This is a genomic window from Primorskyibacter sedentarius (assembly GCF_004342065.1).
GTDB lineage: Bacteria > Pseudomonadota > Alphaproteobacteria > Rhodobacterales > Rhodobacteraceae > Primorskyibacter > Primorskyibacter sedentarius.
The window spans coordinates 61,757-87,679 of record NZ_SLZU01000008.1; the positions used below are offsets into that span (position 1 = coordinate 61,757).

23 protein-coding genes and 1 tRNA gene are annotated in these 25,923 nt (G+C 61.5%); 16 read left to right on the plus strand and 8 right to left on the minus strand.

Features of this window, described 5'->3' with window-relative positions; all coding sequences use genetic code 11:
* Nucleotides 1-23: 23 nt before the first annotated feature.
* Entirely contained in the window at nucleotides 24-1,451 is a 1,428-nt protein-coding gene (locus EDD52_RS12270; protein ID WP_132245344.1) for an aldehyde dehydrogenase family protein, read from the minus strand.
* A 942-nt stretch (nucleotides 1,452-2,393) separates the two neighbouring features.
* On the opposite strand from EDD52_RS12270, the gene EDD52_RS12275 reads away from it, so the two are divergent.
* Nucleotides 2,394-3,143, plus strand: a complete 750-nt coding sequence (locus EDD52_RS12275) for a FadR/GntR family transcriptional regulator (RefSeq protein WP_132245346.1) — start codon at nucleotides 2,394-2,396, stop codon at nucleotides 3,141-3,143.
* Between the two features lie 123 nt (nucleotides 3,144-3,266).
* Entirely contained in the window at nucleotides 3,267-3,566 is a 300-nt protein-coding gene (locus EDD52_RS12280; RefSeq protein WP_132245348.1) for a hypothetical protein, read from the plus strand.
* A gap of 669 nt (nucleotides 3,567-4,235) precedes the next feature.
* On the opposite strand, the gene EDD52_RS12285 is transcribed toward EDD52_RS12280, so the two are convergent.
* The 4 genes from EDD52_RS12285 to EDD52_RS12295 all read right to left on the minus strand — a co-directional run bounded on the left by EDD52_RS12285 (nucleotide 4,236) and on the right by EDD52_RS12295 (nucleotide 5,949).
* Nucleotides 4,236-4,445, minus strand: a complete 210-nt coding sequence (locus tag EDD52_RS12285) for a hypothetical protein (protein WP_132245350.1) — start codon at nucleotides 4,443-4,445, stop codon at nucleotides 4,236-4,238.
* A gap of 72 nt (nucleotides 4,446-4,517) precedes the next feature.
* Nucleotides 4,518-4,733 carry an ABC transporter substrate-binding protein gene (locus EDD52_RS12290; RefSeq protein ID WP_132245352.1) on the minus strand — a complete coding sequence of 72 codons (216 nt, stop codon included), beginning with the start codon at nucleotides 4,731-4,733 and terminating at the stop codon, nucleotides 4,518-4,520.
* Nucleotides 4,734-4,785: 52 nt separating this feature from the next.
* Nucleotides 4,786-4,956 (minus strand): hypothetical protein, encoded by a 171-nt coding sequence (locus EDD52_RS23700; RefSeq protein WP_165907532.1) that lies wholly within the window; start codon nucleotides 4,954-4,956, stop codon nucleotides 4,786-4,788.
* 285 nt (nucleotides 4,957-5,241) lie between these two features.
* Nucleotides 5,242-5,949: a GntR family transcriptional regulator gene (locus EDD52_RS12295; RefSeq protein ID WP_132245354.1), complete on the minus strand. Its 708-nt coding sequence runs from the start codon at nucleotides 5,947-5,949 to the stop codon at nucleotides 5,242-5,244.
* A 468-nt stretch (nucleotides 5,950-6,417) separates the two neighbouring features.
* Between EDD52_RS12295 and EDD52_RS12300 the strand changes: the two genes are divergently transcribed.
* The 3 genes from EDD52_RS12300 (at nucleotide 6,418) to EDD52_RS12310 (ending at nucleotide 12,107) form a co-directional block, all read left to right on the plus strand.
* On the plus strand, nucleotides 6,418-7,947 hold the full coding sequence (locus tag EDD52_RS12300; protein ID WP_132245356.1) for a sulfatase family protein: 1,530 nt from the start codon (nucleotides 6,418-6,420) through the stop codon (nucleotides 7,945-7,947).
* Nucleotides 7,948-8,050: 103 nt separating this feature from the next.
* A complete protein-coding gene (locus EDD52_RS12305; RefSeq protein WP_132245358.1) occupies nucleotides 8,051-10,744 on the plus strand; it encodes a calcium-binding protein in 2,694 nt (897 codons plus the stop codon).
* Between the two features lie 139 nt (nucleotides 10,745-10,883).
* Nucleotides 10,884-12,107: a pyridoxal phosphate-dependent aminotransferase gene (locus EDD52_RS12310; RefSeq protein ID WP_132245360.1), complete on the plus strand. Its 1,224-nt coding sequence runs from the start codon at nucleotides 10,884-10,886 to the stop codon at nucleotides 12,105-12,107.
* Nucleotides 12,108-12,151: 44 nt separating this feature from the next.
* Here the strand turns inward: EDD52_RS12310 and EDD52_RS12315 are convergent, their stop codons facing one another.
* Nucleotides 12,152-12,964 carry an AraC family transcriptional regulator gene (locus EDD52_RS12315; protein WP_165907533.1) on the minus strand — a complete coding sequence of 271 codons (813 nt, stop codon included), beginning with the start codon at nucleotides 12,962-12,964 and terminating at the stop codon, nucleotides 12,152-12,154.
* Between the two features lie 30 nt (nucleotides 12,965-12,994).
* Here EDD52_RS12315 and EDD52_RS12320 point away from each other — a divergent pair, with 30 nt between their 5' ends.
* The 7 genes from EDD52_RS12320 (at nucleotide 12,995) to EDD52_RS12350 (ending at nucleotide 20,175) form a co-directional block, all read left to right on the plus strand.
* The gene (locus EDD52_RS12320; protein ID WP_132245364.1) at nucleotides 12,995-13,297 is read left to right on the plus strand and encodes a hypothetical protein; all 303 of its coding nucleotides are present in this window, start codon (nucleotides 12,995-12,997) and stop codon (nucleotides 13,295-13,297) included.
* Nucleotides 13,287-14,171 carry a carbohydrate ABC transporter permease gene (locus tag EDD52_RS12325; protein WP_132245366.1) on the plus strand — a complete coding sequence of 295 codons (885 nt, stop codon included), beginning with the start codon at nucleotides 13,287-13,289 and terminating at the stop codon, nucleotides 14,169-14,171. The genes EDD52_RS12320 and EDD52_RS12325 overlap by 11 nt, the downstream gene beginning before the upstream one ends.
* A 4-nt stretch (nucleotides 14,172-14,175) precedes the next feature.
* Nucleotides 14,176-15,090: a carbohydrate ABC transporter permease gene (locus EDD52_RS12330; RefSeq protein WP_132245368.1), complete on the plus strand. Its 915-nt coding sequence runs from the start codon at nucleotides 14,176-14,178 to the stop codon at nucleotides 15,088-15,090.
* On the plus strand, nucleotides 15,090-16,208 hold the full coding sequence (locus tag EDD52_RS12335) for an ABC transporter ATP-binding protein (protein WP_132245370.1): 1,119 nt from the start codon (nucleotides 15,090-15,092) through the stop codon (nucleotides 16,206-16,208). Before EDD52_RS12330 ends, EDD52_RS12335 begins: the two co-directional genes overlap by 1 nt.
* A 29-nt stretch (nucleotides 16,209-16,237) precedes the next feature.
* The gene (locus EDD52_RS12340) at nucleotides 16,238-17,497 is read left to right on the plus strand and encodes an ABC transporter substrate-binding protein (RefSeq protein WP_132245372.1); all 1,260 of its coding nucleotides are present in this window, start codon (nucleotides 16,238-16,240) and stop codon (nucleotides 17,495-17,497) included.
* A gap of 69 nt (nucleotides 17,498-17,566) precedes the next feature.
* Nucleotides 17,567-19,078: a polygalacturonase PglA gene (pglA, locus tag EDD52_RS12345; protein WP_132245374.1), complete on the plus strand. Its 1,512-nt coding sequence runs from the start codon at nucleotides 17,567-17,569 to the stop codon at nucleotides 19,076-19,078.
* Entirely contained in the window at nucleotides 19,072-20,175 is a 1,104-nt protein-coding gene (locus EDD52_RS12350; protein ID WP_132245376.1) for a glycoside hydrolase family 88/105 protein, read from the plus strand. The genes pglA and EDD52_RS12350 overlap by 7 nt, the downstream gene beginning before the upstream one ends.
* A 421-nt stretch (nucleotides 20,176-20,596) precedes the next feature.
* On the opposite strand, the gene EDD52_RS12355 is transcribed toward EDD52_RS12350, so the two are convergent.
* A complete protein-coding gene (locus EDD52_RS12355) occupies nucleotides 20,597-21,157 on the minus strand; it encodes a hypothetical protein (protein WP_132245378.1) in 561 nt (186 codons plus the stop codon).
* 189 nt (nucleotides 21,158-21,346) lie between these two features.
* A tRNA-Lys gene (locus EDD52_RS12360) sits at nucleotides 21,347-21,422 on the minus strand.
* A gap of 277 nt (nucleotides 21,423-21,699) precedes the next feature.
* Between EDD52_RS12360 and EDD52_RS12365 the strand changes: the two genes are divergently transcribed.
* The 4 genes from EDD52_RS12365 (at nucleotide 21,700) to EDD52_RS12380 (ending at nucleotide 25,753) form a co-directional block, all read left to right on the plus strand.
* Nucleotides 21,700-22,707 carry an LLM class flavin-dependent oxidoreductase gene (locus EDD52_RS12365; protein ID WP_132245380.1) on the plus strand — a complete coding sequence of 336 codons (1,008 nt, stop codon included), beginning with the start codon at nucleotides 21,700-21,702 and terminating at the stop codon, nucleotides 22,705-22,707.
* A gap of 70 nt (nucleotides 22,708-22,777) precedes the next feature.
* Nucleotides 22,778-24,019: an aminopeptidase gene (locus EDD52_RS12370; protein ID WP_132245382.1), complete on the plus strand. Its 1,242-nt coding sequence runs from the start codon at nucleotides 22,778-22,780 to the stop codon at nucleotides 24,017-24,019.
* 217 nt (nucleotides 24,020-24,236) lie between these two features.
* Nucleotides 24,237-25,139 (plus strand): 2-dehydro-3-deoxygalactonokinase, encoded by a 903-nt coding sequence (locus tag EDD52_RS12375; protein WP_132245384.1) that lies wholly within the window; start codon nucleotides 24,237-24,239, stop codon nucleotides 25,137-25,139.
* A gap of 2 nt (nucleotides 25,140-25,141) precedes the next feature.
* Nucleotides 25,142-25,753, plus strand: coding sequence for a 2-dehydro-3-deoxy-6-phosphogalactonate aldolase (locus EDD52_RS12380; RefSeq protein ID WP_132245386.1), 612 nt, complete (start codon nucleotides 25,142-25,144; stop codon nucleotides 25,751-25,753).
* The last annotated feature ends 170 nt before the right edge of the window (nucleotides 25,754-25,923 follow it).

A 25,923-nucleotide genomic window follows, 5' to 3' on the forward strand; every position in this document is an offset into this window, starting at 1 on the left:
TTCGAGTTCCATGAAATCCTCCATCATGTCAGCCCCCGGCTGATGCGCTTGACGACAAGATAGTCGTTGAGGGCAAGCCGCGAACAGTCATGCCCGATGCCGGATTGCCCGAGGCCGCCATGCGGCAGGTAGATGTCGTATTTGACGCCGTTGATCTGCACCTCGCCGTAGCGCAGGCGTTTTGCCACCGCCTCGGCCAGCCCCAGATCAGCTGTGAAAATGTAGGAGGCAAGCCCGCCTTCCTCGCCGTCATTGGCGCGGTCGAGCACGGCCTCGCGGTCGTCAAAACGGATCAGGCTGACGACAGGGCCGAAGATCTCGTTTTGATAGATCTGCATTTCGGGCGTGACACGATCGAGCACCGTGGGGGCCAGAAAATGCCCCTTGTCCAGCCCTTCCGGCCGGTCTCCGCCCGCCAAAAGTTTCGCACCCTTCCCGACCGCGTCATCGATCAGCCCCTTGACCCTTGTCCAGGCGCGGCCGTCGATCATTGGGCCAGTCAGGATGTCGGCCTGCCTATCAAAGCCTACCCGGGCCGCCTTGGCACGCGCCACGACCTTTTCGCGGAAGGCGTCATAGACGTCGCGCTCGACGAAGACCCGGTTGGGCGTCACGCAGATCTGGCCCGCGTTGTTGAACTTCACGGTGCTGACGATATCCGCAGCCAGGTCAAGATCGGCGTCGCGGTAGACCAGTACCGGCGCATTGCCGCCCAGCTCCATCGAGAACTTCTTGATCGAGGTGGCGCCGACTTTCATCAGGTGCTTGCCTGTGTTGGTCGAGCCGATCAGCGTGATCAGGTTGGGTATTGTCGAGGCCGCCAGCGCATCGGAGGTTTCGTAGCCATCGGTGGTCAGGATGTTGACCACGCCCGCGGGCAGGCCGATCCGGGCGCATAATTCGCCCACCGCATAGGCCGAGACCGGCGTCGCCGCCGACGGCCGCAGGATGATCGGGCAGCCCGCTGCCATCGCCGGGGCGATCTTGTAGGCGAGGTTCAGAAGCGGAAAGTTCCACGCCAGATAGGCCACTGCCACGCCCACGGGTTCATAGACGATCCGGTGTTCATGGGTGCCATCAAGATCGCGCAACGTTTCGTCATGGACGCGCTGGATCTCTTCCGCGTAGAACTTCAGCGATCGTTCGAGCAGATCGAAATCTTCCTGTGTCCCGCCCCAGGGCTTGCCCATCTCCTGATGGATGCACTCGCGCAACATGTCTTCATTCGCGATCACCGCGTCGCGCAGCTTGAACATCCAGCGTTGACGCTCCGCCACCGGTGTCGCGGCCCAGCCGGGGGCCGCAGCTTTGGCAGCGCTGAGGGCCTCTTCCACATCCTCGAGCCCAGCCGCAGCAACAGTAGCAACGCGATCCTCGGTCGCCGGGTTGATGACGTCGAGGCTTCCTTGTCCATCCACCAGAACGCCGCCGATATACATTTGCATATGCATGAAGCAAACGCTCCGCCCAGATTAATTCATATTATGATTATACATAACGGCTCGAATTGTCGACTCTGATTACCCGGGGTCGGTCGTAGGCAGCACATGCGGACCTGACCGGAGGTGGGGGCATCAGCGTTTAGACTACCCGCGCCCGCCCCGACAAACAGGGTTGTGCCGAAGAAACAACTGGCGCTCACCGGTTCGTCGAAGAAGACGACGCCCCAGAGCGCGGCAGTGGTTTTCTGGCTGTAGTGATAGGGTGGAAGGATCGGGGCAGAGGCGGACGCACACGACCCCGGCGCCGCTTGCTGGGCACAGTGGAAGGACGCGAGCGGGCGTCGGGGTTAGCCAAGTGCACCACTCCTTCGACGAACGACGGCGCCGCGTTCAGGGTCGGCGCGCCCACGGTCTGGGACAAGCTCAGTTAGGAGGCCGTCACACTGCGCTCCAACCTCCTGATCTTATTTTTCTGCACGTTCGAAAATCCTGTGAGTTTAACCATATTGGTCAGAAACATAATACGTTTAAACCACTCTGCCGAGACCGCTAAAACTGTAAGCTCTTCGGCGCAGCGCTCTACAGCGTGGAGGTGCGGACTAGGGCCACCCAGATGGCGAAAAATGGAAACCAGCGACCCAGACGGAAAGCCCCTCGTCCATATCAGCGCCTATGTGGGCCTGAAGCGCCCCGGCGACGGGCATTTGCGCTGGTCCGCCTGTACCGGGGTTGCAACTGGACACGCTGTATAGCTTCTCATCGGTCGCCGGATTTACGACAGGCATTGGCGGCAGGTCCGGGGCAGCGCCCCAGCCGACGCTGATCAAGTGTTCGGGTTTGAGTGCGAAAATGTGAGGGGCATGAAAAGGTGAGGGACACAGTGCCGACCGTTCGCGACATTGCATTCCACACCAAAGGTATTATGTTTTTTCCGATGTTAGGAGATTGCCTTTGCCTGCCGCCGAACACGATGTCCTGAACTCCACCTCGAACACCCTCTCCCGTTCGCTCTCGGGCCAGATTTCCCGCAATCTGGGCGAACGCATCCTCGACGGGCAGCTCCTTCCCGGCCAGCTTCTGCCGGATGAAAACGCACTCTGCGAGGAGTTCGGGGTCAGTCGGACAGCCGTGCGCGAAGCCGTCAAGATGCTGGTTGCGAAGGGACTTTTGGAAGTTCGGCAAAGGATCGGCACGCGCGTGCAGAACGTCAATCAATGGCAAATGCTCGACCGGGACGTCCTGATGTGGCACCAATCGCTGACGATCCAGGATGAACGGTTGATCAGCTTGATGGAGCTCCGTCAATCGATTGAACCAGACGCGGCATCTTTCGCCGCGACCCGACGCAGTGAACAGCAAATGGCCAGAATCCTCGACGCCGTTGATCAGATGAACGCCCATCTTGGTGAAAACAGCCAATACGTACTCGCCGACGCACGGTTTCACATCGCGATCTTGAAGGCGGCCAATAACCCCTATCTCGACTCACTTGAAAACGCGATTTTTGCCGGACTCATGCTGTCGATCCGACTGACCAATCCCGATGAGCGCATGAACCGGATGTCGGTGCCGCTGCACCGGGCGATTGCCGAGGCGATAGAGGCCAAGGATGCCGAGAAAGCTTATGCCGGGATGAAACATCATCTGGCCGATGCCGCCGCCCGGCTTGCCAAAGTTGTCAAGATTGGTCAGGCAAGATAGCTGGCCCATAGGCTGGACCCTATCAACCGCCGCCATGCGGCCGAGAAATGCTATCAAGATTGCGGACTTTGAGGATCACGTCAGCCAATGGGCGTTCTTCTTGGAATGCAGGAAACAGGCCGCGTGACCGACCCGCCGGTGATCCCGCCCGTTGCATCCACCATGCGCGGAAACGACCGCGCCATGATCGGTTTGCCGCAGCCCGATCCCCCCAGAACGCAAAGCGTTCGGTTGGCAAATATATCCAAGTTAACGCCTTCCGCCGCCTTCACCACGCCACAGTCTGTGAAGAAACCGGTGCGCAGCGAGGGCCAGCCCAGCGGGAATGGTGCTGCCAGCCCCATTCACAGCGGGATCGTCGAGATCGACCACAGGAACTCGATCAGGCGCAGAATCAGATTATCGACCCAGTTGTCGCAGTAGCCCGAGACACCCCCGGTGCCGCACCGACCGCCAGCGACACAGCAATCCCGACAAGGCCGATGGGCATGAAAAAGCGCGTTACTTTGACGATCCGGATAAACATGCCCCCGGCCCAGCCGGTGCGCGCCCCGCAGATATGCCCGGTCGCGCGGATTCTTTGTCCCGAAGAAATGCTGGTCCAGCAGAATGAGGCCGAGCAGATTGTAATTAGATCCCTTCACGAAAAAAAAATCTAGCGGGATGATCTTATCCGGGTCGTCGAAAAAGGTGCGGCGGCGTGCGACCGGGTCGAGCGTCAGCTTGAATCCCTTGGTGCGATGTAAGACGCCGCGCGTGCCGTCTTGACCAGATCATACTGGTCGAACAGCCCCCTGATCTCGGCTGGCGGTTCGATCCCGGTACTGGCGTCATCCCCCACCTGGCCCATTCCCGAGCCCATACACGGCCGAGCCGAAATGCAAGTACCATTCGGGAGAGGTATAGGCATCCGACGCCCGCCCGCGCAGGTCCAGAAACTGTGCGCCGAAATCATCGGCCGCCATAATACCGGCTCCGCTCCGCCACCACCTGGTCAGAAGCGCCGAAGGCGGTCTGCAACTTTCACGCATGCAGCGTGGGAGGATCCGGGTTCTGCCAGATCGCAGGCGTAGGCTTATGCCCGGCCTCCGGCTAAATAAGCGAGACCCATTCGTTCACCGCAGGCTTGACATCGATCAGCGCCAGCATTCCGTCCGGCATGTGATCGGCATGGAACTGGCTGAGGTAAAGCCCGGGGTATTTCACCGGGTAATGGCCAAAGCCATATGACAGATTCGGGATGACCAGCCCGATGAGCGAGGCGAATTTGAACTCGACGGTGATGCCGCCGATCTTCGTCACCGTGGTCGGGTCTGCAGGCCCCAAGCAGACTGGGTGTTTCGACTGGGTCAGCCGTTCGTCACAGAACACCTCTTACCAAAACATCATGTCGTCTGCAGTAAATGGCGGGCCGTCGGGCCAGCGCATCCCCTCGCGCAGCTTGGAGGTTAAGGTCGTGGCGTCGTCCGGCACCTCCAAGCTTTCGGCGATAATGGGCTTGATCTCGGTCCAGTCCACGCACCAGCGCACAAGGTTCCCACGCCCGATATTGTCCTGGTTGCCGCCGCCGGGGATGGCCCGCGAATTCAAATTTCACATGCCCCATGATCACCCCACTCTGGGTTGTTCAGTGTCACCGGTTTTAGACAGAGCTGTCAGGCTTGGCCGGATGCGGGCATTCCACAAGTCCATGGATGCTCGCCCTGATTGCCTGTTCATCAAGTTCGGCGCCTAGCCCGAGCGCATCGGGCACCCGGTAGCCCGATCCATTGAGTTCGATCTGAACCAGAAACAGTGTCTTGTCGTGGGACAAAAAGCGCCTCGACCGGCGACTGGCGGGTTTCCAGCCATGAAAACCGGGGCACCGAAAGGTCGCAAAACTGGCGGTCTCGGTCGGGGAGTAGCGGTGATACGTCTACCGCCCGCAGGCCGTGCCGAGCCCTCCGCGATGACGGTCTGCTTGGCCCCGAGGGGCGCGCCTCTCTGAGACGAGACTACGGCCACGTCGGTGACCGGTTCTATTAACGACAAACTAAGTGTGATGATGTGCGGGGTCGCACTACGGCTCGCGGCTCGGCATCCTCTGGCCGTAATCGCGTCAAGCACGCGGCTTTCGGGATGCACGGGTCTGTTCGATGCGCAGTTGGTCGACGACATGACGCCCGGCATCCCCGATGTGCTGGTCCAGAACCTTGACCGCGCGATCCACGTCCTGCGCCTTGATGGCATCGATCAGGGCGCGGTGCTCGCGAATGATCGCTTCCTGTCGCCCGATAGCAATCGGGATGCGGGTGCTGATCGAACCAAGGATCTCGCGGTGCTGTTTCCAGACCCCGAAGGCAACACGGTTGTAATGTCGTTCGTACATCGTCTCGTGAAAGGCGTGGTTCAAATCCGTATGGCGTGCCTTGTCGGCAAAGTTCAGTGCCTCGATCTCGGCCTGAATGCGTTCCAACTCCGCAATGTCCTCGGCACTGGCGGTCTCGACAAAAAGTTTCAGAAGGTAGGGCTCAAGTTGATATCCCACCTCGGCCACGTCGCGGACAAAATCCATGTCGATCGGCCGGACCCTAGCACCCTGATTGGGCGTGAACAGCACCAATCCCTCGCCGCGCAACTGCTGCAACGCCTCGCGCACTGGGTTTGTCGACGTGTTGTGATGCGTGGCGAGGGCAGAGATTTTCAGCCGCGCATTAGCTTCCAGCGCACCTGACAGGATGTCGTGCCGGATCGCATCGTAGATCGAGGTCGAGGACACCTCAGCATCCTTGTCTGCCGCGAGGGCGATGGGACCGAAATTGCTCATAGAGAACCGTTCACCTGAGTTTTCCGGAGCGTCAAGACCCCTCACCCCCTTCGCGTATTATAATTTGCATATCATACATTATTTATGCCCGGGAGTGAACATGGATTCGGCAAGAGCCATGGGCCGGATCACATGCCAGAAGATCTGCCAGTTGTTGGAATTGTCCAGCCGCGCGGACTGTTCCACATCGATATCGGGAGTAGGCGCTTCGTGTTTTTCGATCAGCTTGAGCAGACGGACTCATTCCACTTCCGAACGACAATGTCGATCACGGTTTGGGCTCCGGCCGTCATGGCCATACGAACTGCGGTCAGGGTGACTGCAGAAAGGGTACGAGTTCTTTTCGGGATGCCCCTCTCACTGATAACTTCATACATTATTTATTACTAATTGTACACTTCTGAGAATTCTGCATAGTCGGCATGGACCTCCAGCACCCTCGGTGACGCGACAAAAGGGCTTTGCGCTATGACCAAGAAACCCAACATCATCCTGATCTCGACCGACCAGCAGCGCGGCGATTGCATAGGGCCGGAGGGGCGCGGCGTCCGCACGCCCAATATCGACCGTATCGGCGCCAATGGTGTGCGGTTTTCGAAATGCATCACCCCGCATCCGATGTGTCAGGCCGCCCGCGCGTCCATCCTGACCGGCAAGCTGCCTTACAGCCATGGCGTGCGCGACAATGGCCGCGATCTGGACGAAAAACTGGCCGAGGCCGGGATTGCTGGAACCTTCAGCCGCGCCGGCTATGACACTCATTTCATCGGCAAGGCGCATCTGTCGAGCCAGCAGACCTTCGAACCCACGGGGCGCCCGGAATGCTACAAGAGCGCCAAGGATTTTGCGCCGGACTGGCGCGGTGCCTATATGGGCTTTGACAACGTCCAGATGATGCTCCGCCCGCATCATCACACGCAATGGTACGCGCCACCGGAAGCGCTGCATTATGAATACTGGCTTGATCAGGACGGCCACGGCCGGGAACGCTGGGACAGGGCAAAGGAACGACTGGCGCCCGACACCGCGCATTTTCAGGCCTGGCGCAGCGGGCTCGACGCCGAGTGGCACTCCTCGCCCTGGATCGGCGACCGCGCGGTCGAGATGATCCAGGCCAAGGGCGACAAGCCGCTGATGGCCTGGGTGTCGTTCCCCGATCCGCATCCGCCGTTCCTGTCGCCACAGCCTTGGTGCGACATGTACGCCCCCGAAGAGGTGACCATCGCCCGACACCCCAACCTGGATCTCGACAACAGGCCTTGGTGGCACCGCGCCTTTGTCGAAGACCGCGCAAAGCCGACCAAGCAAGGCGCCGAGCACAATGCGGGCGGTATCGATTGGGGCCAGAAGGGAGAGCTGACCGAAACGGCGCTGCGCGACATCACGCGGATCTATTTCGGGATGATCTCCTCGGTCGACCACGAGGTCGGCCGCATTCTTGACGCGCTTGAGCAGGCTGGCGAGCTCGACAACACCTATGTCATTTTCATCAGCGACCACGGCGAATGGCTGGGCGATCACGGGCTGCTGCTCAAGGGGCCGATGCTTTATGACGGGCTGCTGCGGGTTCCCTGCCTGATCCAGGGGCCTGACGTGCCAGCGAGCGGGGTGATCGACGATCCGGTCGGCACGGTCGACGTGTTTGCCACGGCAACAGATCTTGCCGGTCTGGCAATGCCCGAGGGTCATGGCCGGTCGTGGCGCGGACTTTGGACCGGTCAGGAAACCCGCGATTACGCGCTCTCTGAATACGAGGTGGACAGCCTGCGCTCTGCCGTGGACATGGACCTGATGACCGTCAGAAGCGCCCGCTATCGCGCATCCATCGACATGCGCACCGGCACGGGCGAGCTTTATGACCTGCAAGAAGACCCGGACGAGATGGTCAACCGGTTCGACGATCCTGCATACCGGCACATTCGAGCCGAACACACCGACATGATCCGCGCGCGGCCCGATGACGTCATTCCATGCGCGCCGCGCGTCGGTTGGCACTGAAGCAAAAGGGGCGATTGGCGCCGGACCAACTGTTGAGAGGCCACGAAAACTGTGACAGAAGGAACGTGACAGCATTAACCAGTAGCGTTGAAGGATTTGAAGAGTGCAAATTGAGACGAGCGACGCTGCCGACAATTCCCAGACCATTTACAGCCTGACAGTGGGCGACAGGTTCGACGGAAATATCGGGGACACATACGATATCGACTGGATCGCCGTCGATCTGGTGGCAGGCACAGAATATTTCTTCTCACTTGATGAAACGCTGCCTGTCGCTGGGTTTGACGCCTATTTCTATCTCAGCGAGTCCGACGGCTCCGTGACATCGGCCATTTATGACGAGTTTGAAAACGTGATGGTCTTCTCTCCGACCAGCTCGGACAGGTATTTTCTGGACATCTCTGCTTTCACGACCGGCGATTACGCAATCGAAATGGCCGTGGATGATATGCCCGGCAACGCGACGACGCCAGCAACTCTGACACCTGACACCACGGTCACAGGCGTGCTCCAGTATACTGATGACAAGGACTGGATCGCTGTCGACCTTGAGGCGGGCCGCACCTACTTCTTCTCGCTCGATGACACTTTGCCGGTCGCGCCCATCGACAGCGAGCTCTCCGTCAAGACGCCGAATGGCGCCGGCACCGCCGCCACTTACGACCAGTATTACAATGTGCTGACCTATAGCCCTACAGTCACGGGCAGACACTTCGTAGAGGTGACATCCTCTTTCGCGACCGGTGGTTTCGCAGTCAGCATGGGCGTGGACGATCTGCCCGGCGACACGACCACCCCCGCAACCATCGCGGTCGGGGAAACGTTTCAGGGCAATGTTGACTATCCCGAAGACACGGATTGGATTGCCGTCGATCTGGTGGCCGGGACAGAGTATATCTTCTCACTCAACCCGGATCTTCCGGTGTCCGGCATTGACGCCTCGTTCTACCTGATGCGCCCCAACGGCGTGACAACTGCGGACTCGATCGACAGCTATTATGACGCGATCATCTACAATCCGGACAGCTCTGGGACCTACTACCTCGCTGTAAGCTCCTATCTCGAAACCGGCGCATACGAGATCCAGATGGCCACCGACGTGCCCGCGGGAACCAACTCCACGGCCGTTGTGATCCCGGGCGAGGTCTATGAGGGCACTTACGACTATCAAGGCGATGAGGATTGGATCGGGATCGACCTTGAATATGGCAAGACCTACGCGATCCGCATTACCGGCGTGGACGCGCCGGATCCGGAATACGTCGCGCTCTATTCCGATGAGTATTCGCAAGCCGCCTATCTGGACCCCTACGCCGATCCGCCCAATGACGAATACCTGATCTACACGGTCGCAGGCACGACCGGGCGGCATTGGATTGCGGTCTATGACGAATACATCACGGGCGAGGGCGGCTACCAGATAGAGGTCATGCTGGATACGGCCAACAGCCAGGCTACGCAGCAAACCCTGTCCGATGACACGCCATTCGTCGACTCCCTCGACTACACGGCCGACAGTGACTGGTCCGCGATGTCGCTGAAACGCGGAGAGATCGCCGTCCTCACGCTCAGCCGCGCCGGTGCCGGGCCATCCATGACCATGAAAACGATCGAGAACGGCGACGAGTACGACTCCGCCGAGGTGTCGACCTCGGATGCCGAAGTCAGCCTTCTGACCGCCCGGCTCGGATCTTACCCGATGTTCCTCGACGTCTCGGCTGACTATGACCCCGTGGGCGCGTTCACCGTCACCCAGACCACTTTGGGCCGCATTGCGTTTGGCGACTACGGAAGCAGCCGGATTGTCCTGCAGGATCTGACGCAGGATGCCTGGATCGATCTGCGCGGCTTTGGCGCCCCCCGTCTTAACATCGACGGTTTGGGTGATTTGCAACTCACTGAATACCAATACCTGCCCGGCATCACCGGCGCCACGACCGGTGCGGGCGATGATGTGCTGATCGGCGGCTACGCTGATGAACGCTTTTTCGCCGGGGCGGGCAATGACAGCGTGTTTGGCCTCTTCGGTCAGGACAGCATTGATGGCGGCGCTGGAGATGACAGCATCCGCGGCGGCGACGGAAACGACCGGCTCGTTGGTGGCACAGGTGATGACACGGTCGAGGGCGGTTCGGGTAACGACAGCACCTTCGGAGCTGCAGGAAATGACCTGCTCAGTGGCGAGCGCGGCGCGGATTGGCTTCAGGGCGGCGCAGGCGATGACACTGTAGGTGGCGGCGCCGGGAACGATACGCTGTTCGGCGGCGAGGGCGCGGACCTGTTGGCCGGTAACACGGCAAATGACCTGTTGAAGGCCGGCGACGGGGACGACACGCTGCAAGGCGGCTCGGGCCAGGATATGCTTTACGGCGAAGACGGCAATGACAGGCTGGTCGCTGGCGGCGCGCGCGACATCCTGGCCGGCGGCGCAGGGTCGGACGACCTCTTTGGCGGCGGCGGCGATGATTTCCTGAACGCAGGTGGCGGGTTCGACAGCGTCGAAGGTGGCGCCGGGGCCGACGCGTTCTATCACGCGGGCGTCAAGAGCCATGGCCGGGACTGGATCCGCGATTTCAACTCTGGCGAAGGGGACAGGCTCGTCTTCGGTGGCACTGCGGTGGCCGGCGATTTCGTCGTCCAGTACAGCACATCCTCCGGGCCGGGCGCGGCAAGCATTGACGAGGCTTTCATCCGCTACCTACCCACCCGCCAGATTCTGTGGACATTGCAGGACGGCGCTGACCTGACAGAGATCTCGATGCAGGTCGGGACGGAAGTGTTCGACCTACTTGGTTAATGGCTGCAAAAACCGCTGATCCACCGTCAGTCGGTCGGCAGATGTGCCGACCGTCTATTTCCGCGATGGAACGCTCCGCCGGTTTTGCTTCCTGCTCCGAACACGGTAAGGCTAAGCCGACGATCAGGGGACGCAATTCATGGACATCAGGACAAAATTCGCAAAGCTCGGCACACGATTTGCGCCCGGGCAAGAGGTCCGACTGGAAGCTGCTGCGCCAGACCGCGAGCGGATGGAGCCCCTGCCCGGAACCCCGGTGGACTTTTCTCATGGCGATGTCGATGCGCATCCGCCGACCCCGGGTGCGTTCGAGGCTTTCGCTGCCGCTGTCGAGACCGGCGGCGCGCAGGCCTATACGGAATATCGCGGCTCTGCCCCGATCCGCGAGGCGCTCGCCGAACGTCTGACCCGGTTTGCCGGCGCGCCTGTCGATGCGCAGGACGGGCTGATCATCACACCCGGCACGCAAGGCGCGTTGTTCCTGGCTGTTGCGGCGACAGTCACCGTCGGGGACAAGGTGGCCATCGTCCAGCCGGATTACTTCGCCAATCGCAAGCTGGTGGAGTTCTTTGAGGGCGAGATCGTGCCCGTGCAAATGCACTATGCTGGTGCCACTGACAGCGCCGGGCTGGACCTCGACCAGCTTGAGGAGGCCTTTCGCGCCGGTGCCAGGATGTTCCTGTTCTCCAACCCGAACAACCCGGCTGGTGTGGTCTACTCGGCCGCCGAAATCGCGCAGATCGCGGCACTGGCCGCCCGCTACGACGCCACGGTGATCGTCGATCAGCTCTATTCGCGTCTGCGCTATTCCGGCGTGCCTTACACCCATTTGCGCGCGCAGGACATCGCCCCCGGGAACGTCGTCACCATCATGGGACCGTCAAAGACGGAATCGCTGTCCGGGTACCGGCTGGGCGTGGCCTTTGGCGGGGCTGAAATCATCGACCGGATGGAAAAGCTGCAAGCCATCGTATCGCTTAGGGCGGCGGGCTATTCCCAAGCCGTGCTGCAGACGTGGTTCGCGGAATCGGAGGGCTGGATGGAGCGCCGCATTGCCGCACATCAGGCAATTCGCGACGATCTGGTGGCGCTGTTCCGGTCCATCGAAGGCTGTTCCGTACGCCTGCCCGGTGCTGGCAGCTATCTCTTCCCGGAGCTCCCACCCTTGACGATCTCCCCTGTCGATTTCGTCACGGCGCTGCGGGAACAGGCCGGAGTCACCGTCACGCCGGGCACTGAATTCAGCCCCCATGCGGCGCGCAGTATCCGCCTGAACTTCTCGCAGGATCACGCAGCCGCTGTCGCCGCCGTGACGCGACTGGCCACGCTCGTCGAAAGGTACCGGTTTACGGGACGAACCTGACCGTCCCGCCCGGTCCGCACGATACAGTTCAAATAGCGAGCCAGTCAGTTGGTGCCGTCACTCTCCGGCTTTTCGCGATAGGATAGCGGGCTTGAGCCGATGAAGCGTTTGAACATGCGACTGAAATAATACGGGTCCGCGTAGCCAAGCTCGGCGGCGACGGCCTTGACCGTCAGCCCCATTCCCAGCCGGCTTGCGGCAAATTCCATCCGCTTGAGCTCGCGAAATTTGTTGGGCGTCAGGCCCATGCGCTCTTTGAAGGCACGGCGGAAGTAGTCGCGATTATAGGGCAGCTTGGCCAGTGCTTCCTCGACACCCGATCCCACGGGATCCGCCGACAGGCGCGATGCGACAAGCATGATCTGAACGGAAAGCTGGTCCTGCGTGTCCGGCACATCTTCGGGTCGTTGCCACGCAATGAACGCAGTCTCGATGAACGCGAGCAGGATAATCATGAACTGGTGATGCTGTAGCAGCGTCGTCGTGCCGGTGGGGGCCGTTTCGCGGTAATTGCGAACGATCGGCCCGTTGAAGCCCCAGTCCGGCAGGCGCACGGATCGTTTCAGCAAAAGCTGTTTCAACAGGTCGCCGCGACCGAACAATTCCATCGCGAAATGCTGGGCTATCCCGGTGTAGCGGTCTGTTCCTTCGCCGCGCATGCCGCGAAACCGCGTATATGCCGGTATCAGCATCGCATCACCGGGGTTCAGCACCACCCGCTCATCGTCATCCCCGACACGGTAAACGCCCTGCCCCGACAGGCAGACGATCAGGTCATTCACCGGGTTCACTTTATCTATGCTCCAGGCCTGACCATGATCCATCTTGATGGTTGGACGCGCGAGTCGCAAAGACATGGAGCGCATCGGAATATGCGAAAGAGAAGAATGTTCGGTTTCGTCCATCATTTTATGTGGTTAGCACCATCCCAATTTGCCGTCGAGCCGTTAACATCTTCAAAGCAAGGTCTGAAACGTCGTTTTGGGCTCTTGCCGCTGCACAAGGGGGGATCGGAGGGAACGTTTCAGCGTGCCTTCCGCCAAGTAATGAACAATTTGGACAAAACGACAAAAGGTCAGTTCAGCAGCCGATATTCGGGCAGCACTGCCGCATTTGTGACGGTCGCAGCGATGCCGGATGCGGCTCCGTCTTCAAATGCCGTCCGCGCAGGGCACCATCATGGGTGGTGACAGCAAGTTTCTTGGCCTTTGGTACGTCGCACCCTATGCGATCGGGCTGATCCTGTTCACGGCATTCCCCTTTGTCGCGTCCTTCTATCTCAGCTTCACCGACTATAACCTTCTCAGCTCTCCTGAATGGGTGGGGACGGCCAATTACGAAAAGCTGTTCACGCGGGACCGGACGTTTGACAAGTCCCTGAAGGTGACGCTGGCCTATGTCTTCATGACGGTGCCGATCAAGCTGGCCTTTGCCTTGTTCATCGCCGTGGTTCTGAACTACCGCCTGCGCGGAATCGGGCTCTTTCGCACGGCCTATTACGTCCCCTCCATCCTTGGCGGCTCAATCGCCATCGCGGTGCTGTGGCGGTACATGTTCGCACAATCCGGGCTGATCAACATGATCATCACTGCGCTTGGCGGCGAACCGGTGAACTGGTTCGGTGATCCGCAAAACGCGCTTTTGACAATCACGCTGCTGCGCTGCTGGCAGTTTGGCTCTGCGATGGTCATCTTCCTGGCCGCGCTTCAATCGGTGGACAAATCGCTCTACGAGGCGGGATCAATTGACGGTGCAAAGCCGTGGCAACTGTTTCGCTACATCACCCTGCCCCTGATCACGCCGGTGATCTTTTTCAACCTGATCATGCAGACGGTGCAGGCCTTTCAGGAATTCAACGGCCCCTACATCATCACCGAAGGCGGCCCGCTGAAAAACACCTATCTGCTGCCGCTCTATATCTACGACGAGGCGTTCAAGAATTTCGACATGGGCTACGCCTCTGCCATCGCCTGGGTGCTCTTTTGCATCATCATGTGCCTGACCCTCCTTGCGTTCTGGACCTCGAAGAAATGGGTCTACTACGCCGGCGACAAGAGGAACTAGGGCCATGGCTTCAATCTCGGACTTTCCGCAGACCCCGACGCCCCGAAGCGAGCCGCCTTCTGCGCTGGAACTCAAGCTGCGCAGGCGCACGCGCGTCAGCTCGACAATCCGCTATACATTGCTGATCGTGGTTGGCCTGATCATGATCTACCCGCTGATCTGGCTGATCGGGGCATCGTTCAAATCCAACTCCGAGATCTTCTCCAGCCCGTGGTTCTGGCCGAAAGAGCCGTCCCTGCAAGGATATGTGGAGGGCTGGAAAACCTCGACACCCTATACGTTTGCAACCTTCTTCATCAACTCGATGCAGATCGTGATCCCCAAGGTCATCGGCACCGCGATTTCGTGTACCCTTGTGGCCTACGGGTTCGCGCGGTTCGAATTCCCGGGGAAGAAAATCCTGTTCACCATCCTGATCGCAACGCTTTTGCTGCCCGACGTGGTGACACGCATTCCGCAATATCTGCTGTTTCGCGAACTTGGATGGCTGGACACCTATCTGCCACTATTCGCACCCGCCTGGCTGGCGGGGGATGCGTTCTTTGTCTTCATGATCATCCAGTTTCTGCGCGCCATCCCGCGCGAGATGGAAGAGGCCGCCCGCGTGGACGGGGCCAACACCGCGCAGACGCTGCTGTTCATCGTCGTGCCGATCCTGCGTCCGGCGATCATCTCGGTCTGCCTGTTCCAGTTCATGTGGACGATGAACGATTTCCTCGGGCCGCTGATCTACATCTCCACGGTCGAGAAATACCCCGTCAGCCTGGCGCTGAAACTGTCGATCGATGCGACCGAGGCGTTCAACTGGAACTCCATTCTCGCCATGACGGTGCTTGCTCTGACCCCCTCGCTGGTCGTGTTCTTCATGGCCCAAAAATCCTTCATCGAAGGCATCTCTTCCGGAGGCGTAAAGGGCTGATGGCTGAACTCAAACTCAACGCGGTCGAGAAAACATATGGCAACGGGTTCAAGGCCGTGCACGGCATCGACCTGCATGTCGCCGAGGGCGAATTCATGGTGCTGGTGGGCCCGTCGGGATGCGCCAAATCCACCACGCTGCGGATGATCGCGGGGCTGGAAACCATCACCGGCGGCGAGGTGCGCATCGGCGATCAGGTGGTGAATGATCTGGTGCCGGGCAAGCGCGGCATTGCGATGGTGTTCCAGAACTACGCGCTTTATCCGCATATGAAGGTGCGCCAGAACCTGTCCTTCGGGCTGCGGCTGAAACGCAAACCCAAGGAACAGATCGAACGCTCGACCGCCGAAGTGTCCGGCGTGCTGGAAATCGAAGAGCTGCTGGACCGGTTGCCAAAGCAACTCTCGGGCGGGCAGGCACAGCGTGTCGCGGTTGGCCGCGCGTTGATCAAACAGCCAGAGGTGTTCCTGTTCGACGAACCCCTGTCCAATCTGGATGCAAAGCTGCGCGCATCCATGCGGGTGCGGATCACCGATCTGCACAAGCGTTTGCGCAACGAGGGCCGGCCGGCGACGGTGGTCTACGTCACGCATGATCAGGTCGAAGCCATGACAATGGGCGACCGCATCTGCGTCATGAAAGATGGGCATATCATGCAGGTGGCGGACCCGACCACGCTCTATGATCGACCCGCAAACGCCTTCGTGGCCGGCTTTATCGGCATGCCAGAGATGAACCTGGTGCCCGCGGTCCTGTCCGGCGAATACGGCGCGCAGACCCTGACCCTTGATGGCCAGACGCTGACGGTGGGGCCGGGCCTTGCGCCGCGCCTGTCGCACGGTCCGGGGCCAGTCACGCTTGGCGTGCGCCCGCAGCACCTTGACCTCGTGGTCGCAGACAGCCCCGACGCGCTCACCGGCACGATCACCAACCTTGAATTCATGGGGCACGAGGTGAACCTGCACGCGAAGGTTGGCGACGCCGTTTTCGTCTGCGTTGTCCCGTCAGATCAATTTGACCGAAACCTGCAACGTGGCGACCGCGTGGGCCTGAAGCCCCGTGTCGAAAAGCTGCATGTTTTTGATGCCGAGACGGGCGAAAACTTCTCGCTCGCGTGACCAAGATAAAGTTTCAAAGGGAGGAAATAATGAAACTTCGTACTCTAAGTCTGGCACTTTGCACCACCGCCATAGCAAGCACTGCCATGGCCGAAGATCTGCGCATGAGCTGGTGGGGCGGCGATAGCCGGCACGCCGCGACCCAGGCCGCGCTGGAAGTTTGCGGCGCCAAGCATGGCCACACGATCAGCCCCGAATTCACAGGCTGGTCCGGCCATTTCGAAAAGCTGACAACCCAGATCGCAGGCGGGACAGAGGCCGACCTGATGCAGGTGAACTGGCCGTGGCTGTCATTCTATTCCGCCGATGGCACGGGCCTTGCCGACCTCAACCAGTTTGCCCAGATCATCGATCTGTCCAACTGGGACGACGCACAGATCGTTGCGGGGTCCATGAACGGCGCGCTCAACGGCCTGCCGATTTCGACGACCGGGCGCTTGTTCGTGTTCAACACCACGACATGGGCCAAGGCGGGTCTGGATCTGCCCAAGACATGGGACGATCTTATCGCGGCCGGCCCCGTGTTCCGCGAAAAACTTGGCGAAGGGTATTACCCGTTCGAGGCCGCAGGCCTTGACGCCGCGCTGATCGTAACCCTGTACGGCACGCAGGCCACCGGAAAACCCCTGATCGATCCGGCCACAAACGAGCTGACATGGACGAAAGAAGAGCTGGTCAACGCGATCTCTCTTTACAAGACTCTGGTCGACAACCACGTCATCGAAGGCTGGCAGGATCGCGCGGCGGACGGCAATGTCCCGCTCCATGAAAACCCCGAATGGTCGCAAGGGATGATCGCGGGGACATATCAATGGGATTCCACCTATTTCAAGATTTCCGACCCGCTGGAAGACGGTCAGGAACTTGCCTATGTGGACCTGCTGACGCAGGACGGCCAAAAAACGCCGGGCATCTACCGCAAGGCCTCGATGGTGTTTTCCATCTCTGCCAATTCCGAAAAGCAGGAAGCGGCGGCACAGATACTGAACTGCCTGTTGAACGAACCCGAAGGCGTTTCGGCCCTGGGCACGACGCGCGGCGTTCCGGCGTCCCGCACCGCCCGCGAACAGCTGTCAGAAGCCGACGCCATTCAGCCCATTCAGGTCGAGGCGCAGAAAAAGGTGATCGATGCCGAAGGCCCGGCCATTCACCCGATGATGGAGTTCCCATCCGTGCGGGCGGCATTGCAGGACAATCTTGAGCTCTTTGCCTATGGCGAAGTCGATGCGACAGAAGCCGCTGACGAGATGATCCTGGCGATCAACGAAGCGCTCGAAGACATCAAGTAACTCAAATGCCGGGGCCGCGGGTGACGCCCGGCCCCGGGATATCGCTTCATCAGAAGACTGGAAAATACCATGTCAACGCCTCGGGTTCTTTGCCTGACGTCCCGAACTGCTGCGATCTTGCTACCGGCAGATGGCGCATATTTCGCGCTCGCCGCCCCATTGGCATGGACGCTGGAAGACGCGGGCGGCGGTCTTGTGATGTCGGGCACGACTGACATCGTCGCCCTGTTCCTTGACGACCTGACCCCCGACAGCCGCTACATCTTGCGCACGCCTATCGGAGAGGTGGAGTTTCTGACACGCCCCTGCGCCGGTCTGATCGACGCCCGCGACTTTGGCGTCTCGCCCGAACACCCCAACAACGCAGCCATGCTGGCCCAAGCCATTGCCGCAGTACCAACCGGCGGCACATTGCGCATCACAGCAGGCCGCTACCTGTCCGGTCCCGTTTTCCTCAAGCCCGAGATGACCCTTTTGCTGGACAGTGGCGCCGAACTGGCCGCCATCTCCGACCGTGCCGACTGGCCACAACTCCCGGCCCATGACGAAACCGGTCGCGTGATCGGCACATGGGAAGGTCTGCCAGAGCGGAGTTTCGCAGCCCTTCTCACCGCGATTGACTGCCACGGTCTTGCCCTGACGGGGTGCGGCATCATTGATGGCGGCGGCGACCGTGGCGATTGGTGGGACTGGCCCAAGGAAACGCGCGAGGGCGCTCGCCGGCCCCGCACCGTGCAGATCGCCCATTCCAGCGGCGTCTCGCTCAGCGGCCTGAACATCCGCAATTCCCCGTCCTGGACGGTGCATCCCTACAGGTGCCGCGATGTGACCGTCGCTTGCATCAGGATAGACAACCCGCCCGACAGCCCCAACACCGACGGGTTGAACCCCGAAAGCTGCACCGATGTGGCCATCACCGGCGTCGATTTTTCCGTGGGCGACGATTGCATTGCCATCAAGGCCGGCAAGCGCGGTCCGGGCGACAATACCCATCTGGCCCCCAGCCGGAACATCGCGATCACCCATTGCCGGATGCAGCGGGGCCACGGCGCCGTCGTGCTCGGATCCGAAATGTCGGGCGATATCCGCGATATCACGGTCGCCCATTGCACCTTTGACAGTACCGATCGGGGGCTGCGATTGAAAACCCGTCGCGGACGCGGCGGCATGATCGCCGATGTGCGATGTCACGACATCGTGATGACGGACGTCCCCACCCCGTTCGCCGCGAATGCCTTTTACCACTGCGATCCCGACGGTCACGCCCCTTGGGTTCAGTCGCGCGCGCCCCGGCCCGTGGACGCGACAACGCCCGAAATCAAAGGGATCGAGCTGCGGGACGTGACCGCCCACCGTGTGTCTTTGGCCGCCATCGCCTTGCTCGGCCTGCCAGAGGCCCCGATCACCGATGTCAGCATCCGGAACTTTGCGGTCTCTTTCGATCCTGCCGCGCAGCCGGGTCTGCCCCTGATGGCAGACGGGATGGAGCCCGTGCGCCACGCCGATCTGATCGCCATCAACGCAGAGGTTGACGGGCAGGCGACCCGGATCGCCGAGCCGGAAGCAGATGTTCCATGCTGATGGAATATTTCGATACGTTTGCCACCAACCATCAGCCTTACAAGGGCGGCCCGTGGTGTTACGAAGACGGGCTTGTCTATCGTGGTCTGGAACTGCTTTTCAAAAGCACGGCAGAGCCGCGCTGGCTGGCGCATATTCACCGGTTGATCGCCCCGCAAATCCTCGAAGGGCCGAAGCTGCTGGGATACGATCCCGATGACTACAATATCGACAACATCCTGCCCGGCCGTGCGCTGCTGTTCCTCTATCAGACGACGGGAGAGGCGACCTATCTGCAAGCCGCCAACCTTCTGAACCAGCAGCTTGAAACCCACCCACGGACAAAGTCGAACATCTACTGGCACAAGGGCCGATACCCCTGGCAGGTCTGGCTTGACGGGTTGTATATGGGCGCGCCGTTTCAGATCGAATACGGCTTGGTGACGGGTCGCGATGCTCTGGTGCAAGACGCGCTGGATCAGGTATCGGCCGCAATGGAGCTGACATTTGTCCCCCAGACCGGACTTTACGCGCATGCCTATGACGAGGCCCGCAAACAGCCCTGGTGCGATCCCGAAACCGGCCATACCAAGGCGCATTGGGCGCGGGCGGTCGGCTGGCTGGCGCTGGCCCTCGTCGATATTGCCGCACTGACCAGCGCCCGCCAGTTCGCCCCCCTTCAGCCGCGCGCGACGGCGCTCTTTGACGAAATCGCACGCTGGCGCCAACCGGATGGGCTGTGGCTTCAGGTCATGGATCAGCCTCAGCTGGCCGGGAACTGGACGGAGACCTCTGCGTCAGCGATGTTTTGTTATGCGCTGTTGCGGGCCCGCGAACTGGGGATCTGGCACGGCGAAACCGATGGGCTGCTGGCGCAGGTGGTCAAAAGCGCGCTCAGACCCAAGGCCGGCGGCGGGTATGAAATGATCCGGATGTGCCATGTCGCGGGCTTGGGCATGTATGAAGGCCGGTTCAGGGACGGAACAGCCGAGTATTACATTTCAGAGGATCGCGTCTCGGATGATACCAAGGGCGTCGGCCCGCTCATGATGGCCGTCGCGGCGTCGCTTGCAGGCGCAGACAAGGCACCGGCCCTGCAACGGCACGGTCTTCTCTAAAATCATGGCATGTGTCCAGGAGTTGTAACCCGCGGCCACATCTCGCCCGGGTCAGTGACCGGCCTGTGCGGCGGCGTCGCTCTCCGAACCTCGCGCCTTTGGAATCACACTTTAAAACAACATCTTACATACGATCTGACCAGCCAGAAGCGCTCTTACTTAGGAGATGTCCAGCCGCACCGGGCAGCATGTCTTCCCGAAAACAAGGTGCCTTGGCGGCGCTTTAACGAGAAAATGATCGCCAAAAGCGCCCCATCACGTCTTTCACGGTAATGTCCAATAATCGCGATTTTTCTACTAGATGCGGCTCAGCGGCCCCGTTCCACAGCCGCAGGCCCTCTGCAATGCGCCCGGCGAAGGCATTTCCCCGGCAATCTTGCGCTCACCACGACCCATTCGCCAAGCCAAGCCGCACCGCGTATCAGTTGGCCGCCCGCGCCTTGCGTCCGTTCAGCAATTCTTCGCGAACTTCCATGCGCGGCCGCCAGTCATACCGCTTGTCGGCCTCCGGCTTAGACCAGAACAGATCGCCCCCATAGCGCCAGGGGTCAAGCAGGATGCCGTCGTAAATCGTGCCCCCCCGCCCGCTGACAACGGCCGAGTGGTGGATGATCCGGAACGGTGTCGGGGGCGATGTCGCCCAGTGGATCGACAATGTTCGGAACCCCTCCTGCCGCATGCGTTTGGTAAGGTCTTCGGCAAAATGATTGCACAGGCCCCTCTCCCGCAGCCCGGTATTCACCTTGGCATTATGGATGATCGGCGAGTCGGTGATCTCGTATTCCTGCGCAAGCTGCTTTGAATAGGTGACAGCAATATGGGCCGCGCGATACGCCTCCTCGGGGTCGATCTCCGGGCCGAGCATGCGTATTTCAGCGGCCAGCGCATCGATATTGCCGTGCTGCGACTTTGGCTGACCCGTGCAGCCTGCAACCGTCAAGGCCATGACCAAGCCCAGAACCGATGCCACGATCTTTTTCATTTCCTGCCTATCAGAAGCTTCGGCGCCCGGCGCGTCGGACGGACAACCTAAAGATTGCCCACGGATCGTCAATTCTTGGCGCGGCGTCCTCGGCGGATTTATGTCGATCCGCCCCGGCACGCGGCAAACCCCGAAGGCTGCGCGCACACGGCACCAAACCCAAACAGGGAAAGGAAATTTTGAGATCAGTGGTGAGCCGTGCAGGATTCGAACCTGCGACCCACTGATTAAAAGTCAGTTGCTCTACCAACTGAGCTAACGGCCCACTAGGCGGCGTAACTAGAAAGAGTGGGCAGGACCGTCAACCCCAAAATCCGACTTTTTGCCTTTCCGTGGAATTTTGTTTTCAGCGAGGTATCGAAACAAAGGGTTTGGCGGTGGCGGGCCAGCCTCGCGCCACCATGCCGACGCGGGCAAGCCGCTCTGGACGCCAGAACTGCACGCAATGCCCAGCGCCAGGACAGGTGAACGGGAAAAATACCCCAACGGGTCTTGGCCCGGCGTGTTGTGGTTCTTACCTAGGCTGCAACCGGAGGTTCTCCATGCAGCATTTTTCCCTACTCGACCTGTCGCCCATTCCCGAAGGCGGCACCGCAGCCGACGCACTTGCCAATACCAAAGATCTGGCGCGCGCCGCCGAAAGCGCGGGGTATCACCGGTACTGGCTGGCCGAACATCATAACATGCCGGGCATTGCCAGCGCGGCGACCTCGCTGGTGATTGCGCAGGTGGCCGCCGCGACCACAACCATGCGGGTCGGGGCGGGCGGCATCATGCTGCCCAATCACGCGCCGCTTGTCGTGGCAGAGCAATTCGGCACGCTTGCCACGCTGTATCCCGGACGCATCGACCTTGGTTTGGGCCGCGCCCCCGGCACCGACATGGCCACCGCTCGCGCCCTGCGGCGTCACATGGCGCCAGAGGACAGCTTTCCGCAGGATGTTCAGGAGTTGATCGGCTATTTCGGCGACCCGGACGAAGCTGCCACCGTGCGGGCCATCCCCGGCGCGGGCACGCATGTGCCGGTCTGGATCTTGGGCTCCAGCCTTTATGGTGCGCAGCTGGCGGCCTACCTCGGCCTGCCTTACGCCTTTGCGTCGCATTTCGCCCCGGCCATGCTGGAAGAAGCTCTGGCCACCTACCGCGCCACGTTCCGCCCGTCACAGCATCTTGATCGGCCGCATGTGATGATCGCCGCTGGCGTCTGCGCGGCCCCCACCGATGACGAAGCGGCCTATCTGCGCTCCTCGCAAATGCTCGCCTTCGCACGGCTACGCACCGGCCGCCCGGGCAAGCTGCCCCACCCGGTCAGGGACGTGGCACAGGACATCCCGCCCGCCGTCATGGCGCAGGTCGAACAGGCGCTTTCCGTCTCTGCCACCGGGTCGCCTGAGACGGTCGAACGCCAGCTTGCCGCGATCATCGACACGCACCGCCCGGACGAGCTCATGGTGACGGGCATGATCCATGACCCGGCCGCGCGCATCCGCTCTTTCGAGATCGCCGCGAAGGTCCTGAACGGGCTGCGCCACGCGACCCAGGCCGCGTGAACGCACCAACCGCTTGACCTTCCCCACCCGCTGCCACAACGTGACGCGCATCAGCGCCAAGGAGACCCGCATGACAACACCCCCCTTCGACCCGCAGTTGCTTGACCGCCTCGCAGAGGTTGCCGTTCGAACCGGCCTGAACCTGCAACCGGGCCAGGACCTTGTCCTGACCGCGCCGGTCGGTGCGCTGCCGCTGGTCCGCCGGGTTGCCGCGGCCGCTTACCGCGCGGGTGCGGGGCTCGTCTCTCCGATCCTGTCGGATGACGGGGTCACGCTGGCACGGTTCGACAATGCCGGCGACGACAGCTTTGACCGCGCGCCGGGCTGGCTCTATCAGGGCATGGCCGCGGCCTATGAAAACGGCGCCGCGCGCATGGCCATCTCTGCCGACGACCCGATGCTGCTGGCCGATGTGGACCCCGCGAAAGTCGCCCGTGCGGGCAAGGCCAATTCCATCGCCTACAAACCCGCGCTCAGCAAGATCTCCAATTTCGACATCAACTGGTCGATTGTCAGCTACCCTTCGGCAGGCTGGGCCAAACGCATGTTCCCCGATCTGGCCGAGGACGAGGCCGTCGCACGGCTGGCCAACGCGATCTTCGCCGCCTCGCGCGTCACGAATGACGATCCTGTCGCCGCATGGGCCGCGCATAACGCCGCCCTGCGCACGCGGACGCAATGGCTCAACGGGCAACGCTTCAGCGCGCTGCATTTCACCGGGCCGGGCGCTGACCTGACCGTCGGGCTGGCCGATGACCATGAATGGCATGGCGGCGCGTCAGAGGCCAAGAATGGCGTGGTCTGCAACCCCAACATCCCGACAGAGGAAGTCTTCACCACGCCGCATGCCGCCCGGACCGAAGGCTACGTGCGCGCCACCAAGCCGCTGGCGCATCAGGGCAGCCTGATCGAGGATATCGAAGTGCGCTTCGAGGCCGGCCGCATCGTCGAGGCGAAAGCATCGCGCGGCGAGGCCGTGCTGCTGAAACTTCTCGATACGGATGAAGGCGCGCGCCGTCTGGGCGAGGTGGCACTGGTGCCGCACAGCTCGCCGATTTCGCAATCCGGGCTGCTGTTCTACAACACGCTGTTCGACGAAAACGCCGCCTGCCACATCGCGCTGGGGCAGTGCTACTCGAAATGTTTCCTGAACGGCGCGGACCTGTCAGAGGATGAGGTCACCGCCAAGGGCGGCAATTCCAGCATGATCCATGTCGACTGGATGATCGGCGGCGCCGACACCGATATCGACGGCATCCTGCCCGATGGCAGCACGGTGCCGGTCTTCCGCAAGGGCGAATGGGCCAGCTGAAGGGGCCCACGCAAACACGGCAATCCACAACGTCCCGGCCCGCGCAATGTCGCGGGCCTTTTCATGTGCGCTCCCCCCCGTAGCCGCCGCCCTGCCCCCATGCGAATTACTGATGCCGGGCCGGCTTGACGCCGGGGCAGTCCTTGCTAGTGTCGCGCCGACAAGTCTGCGCCGGTCCCACCACGCGCGGCAGACCAGATGCAGAGGCAAATCATCAATGACAAAAGCAGACTGGATCGCCGTCGATTGGGGCACCTCCAACCTGCGCGCCTGGGTGTGCGACAGCAATGACAACGTGATCGCGACACCCGGCGGGGACAAGGGCATGGGCTCGCTTGACCCTTCCGGGTTCGAACCTGCCTTGCTGGAGCTTGTGGCGCCCTACCTGCCCGATACCGGGACGGTGCCTGTCATCATTTGCGGCATGGCCGGCGCGCGACAGGGCTGGGCAGAGGCGAGCTATGCCCCCTGCCCATGCCCCCCGCCGGGTCTGGCACAGGCCGCCACCGCGCCCGCAATTGACCCCCGGCTTCAGGTCTCGATCCTGCCGGGCGTGATGCAGGCCAGCCCTGCCGACGTGATGCGCGGGGAGGAAACCCAGATCGGCGGGTTTCTGGCTGCCGAGCCCGATTTTGACGGCATCCTCTGCCTTCCCGGTACGCATACGAAATGGACCCATATCAGCGCGGGCGAGATTGTCAGCTTTCGCACCTGCATGACCGGAGAGCTCTTTGCCCTCCTATCCAACCACTCCGTTCTGCGCTTTGGCATGGCGGGCGAGGGCTGGGACGCAGAGAGTTTCCGCAAGGCGGTCAGCGATGCCATCTCCTCGCCGCAAAACCTCAGCGCATGGCTCTTCGGGCTGCGCGCCGAGGCGCTGCTGAACGACACTGGTGCGGCTGTCACGCGGGCGCGGCTCTCGGGCCTCTTGCTGGGGCTGGAGCTTGCCGGGACGAAACCCTACTGGCTGGGCCGCGAGGTTGTGGTGATCGGCGCGCCGAAGCTGACCGAACTTTACGCCATGGCGCTGACCGAACTGGCCGTCACATCCCGCCAGCTGGCGGGCGCAGACCTTTCGCTGGCCGGCATCCGGGCCGCACGCAACAAGCAGGAGATTTGACCATGAGCCGCGAGATCATTGCCATTCTGCGTGGAGTCCGCCCCGACGAGGCACTGGAGATCGGGCAGGCGCTTGTCGAGGCCGGGATCGACCGGATCGAGGTGCCGCTGAACTCTCCCGACCCTCTGACCTCCATCGAACGGCTCGCCTCCGGCCTGTCGGGTCAGGCGGTTGTGGGCGCGGGTACGGTGCTGACCCCCGATCAGGTCGTGTCTGTCCACGGCGCGGGCGGCAGCATCATCGTCTCGCCCGACTGCAACCCCGAAGTCATCTCGCGCAGCAAGGATCTCGACATGCTGTCCTATCCGGGGGTCGCCACGCCGACGGAATGTTTCACCGCGCTGCGCCACGGGGCGGACGGGCTGAAATTCTTCCCCGCCTTTCTTGTCGGGACCAAGGGGCTTGCCGCGATCTCGGCCGTGCTGCCGCGCGGCACCAAAACCTACGCCGTCGGCGGGGTGGGCCCCGACAATTTTGCCGACTGGTTCGGCGTCGGTGCCACAGGTTTCGGCATGGGCACGGGCGTCTACAAACCCGGCGACACGGCAGACACGGTGCTGGCCAAGGCGCAGGCAATCGTCGCCGCCTATGACCGCGACGCCCCCACAGCCTGACCCGCGCGCGCCGGACCTGTCCCTGCCAACACCCCGGCGGGCCGCCGGACGGGCCGGGCAAATCACGCGCAACCGGCTTGTATCTCCCCCGCCCTTCGGGAAATAATGCAGCATTCACTTAAATTGACGCGGCGGCCTGCTGCGACTCGCGGTCTGTGCCAAGGCGCACA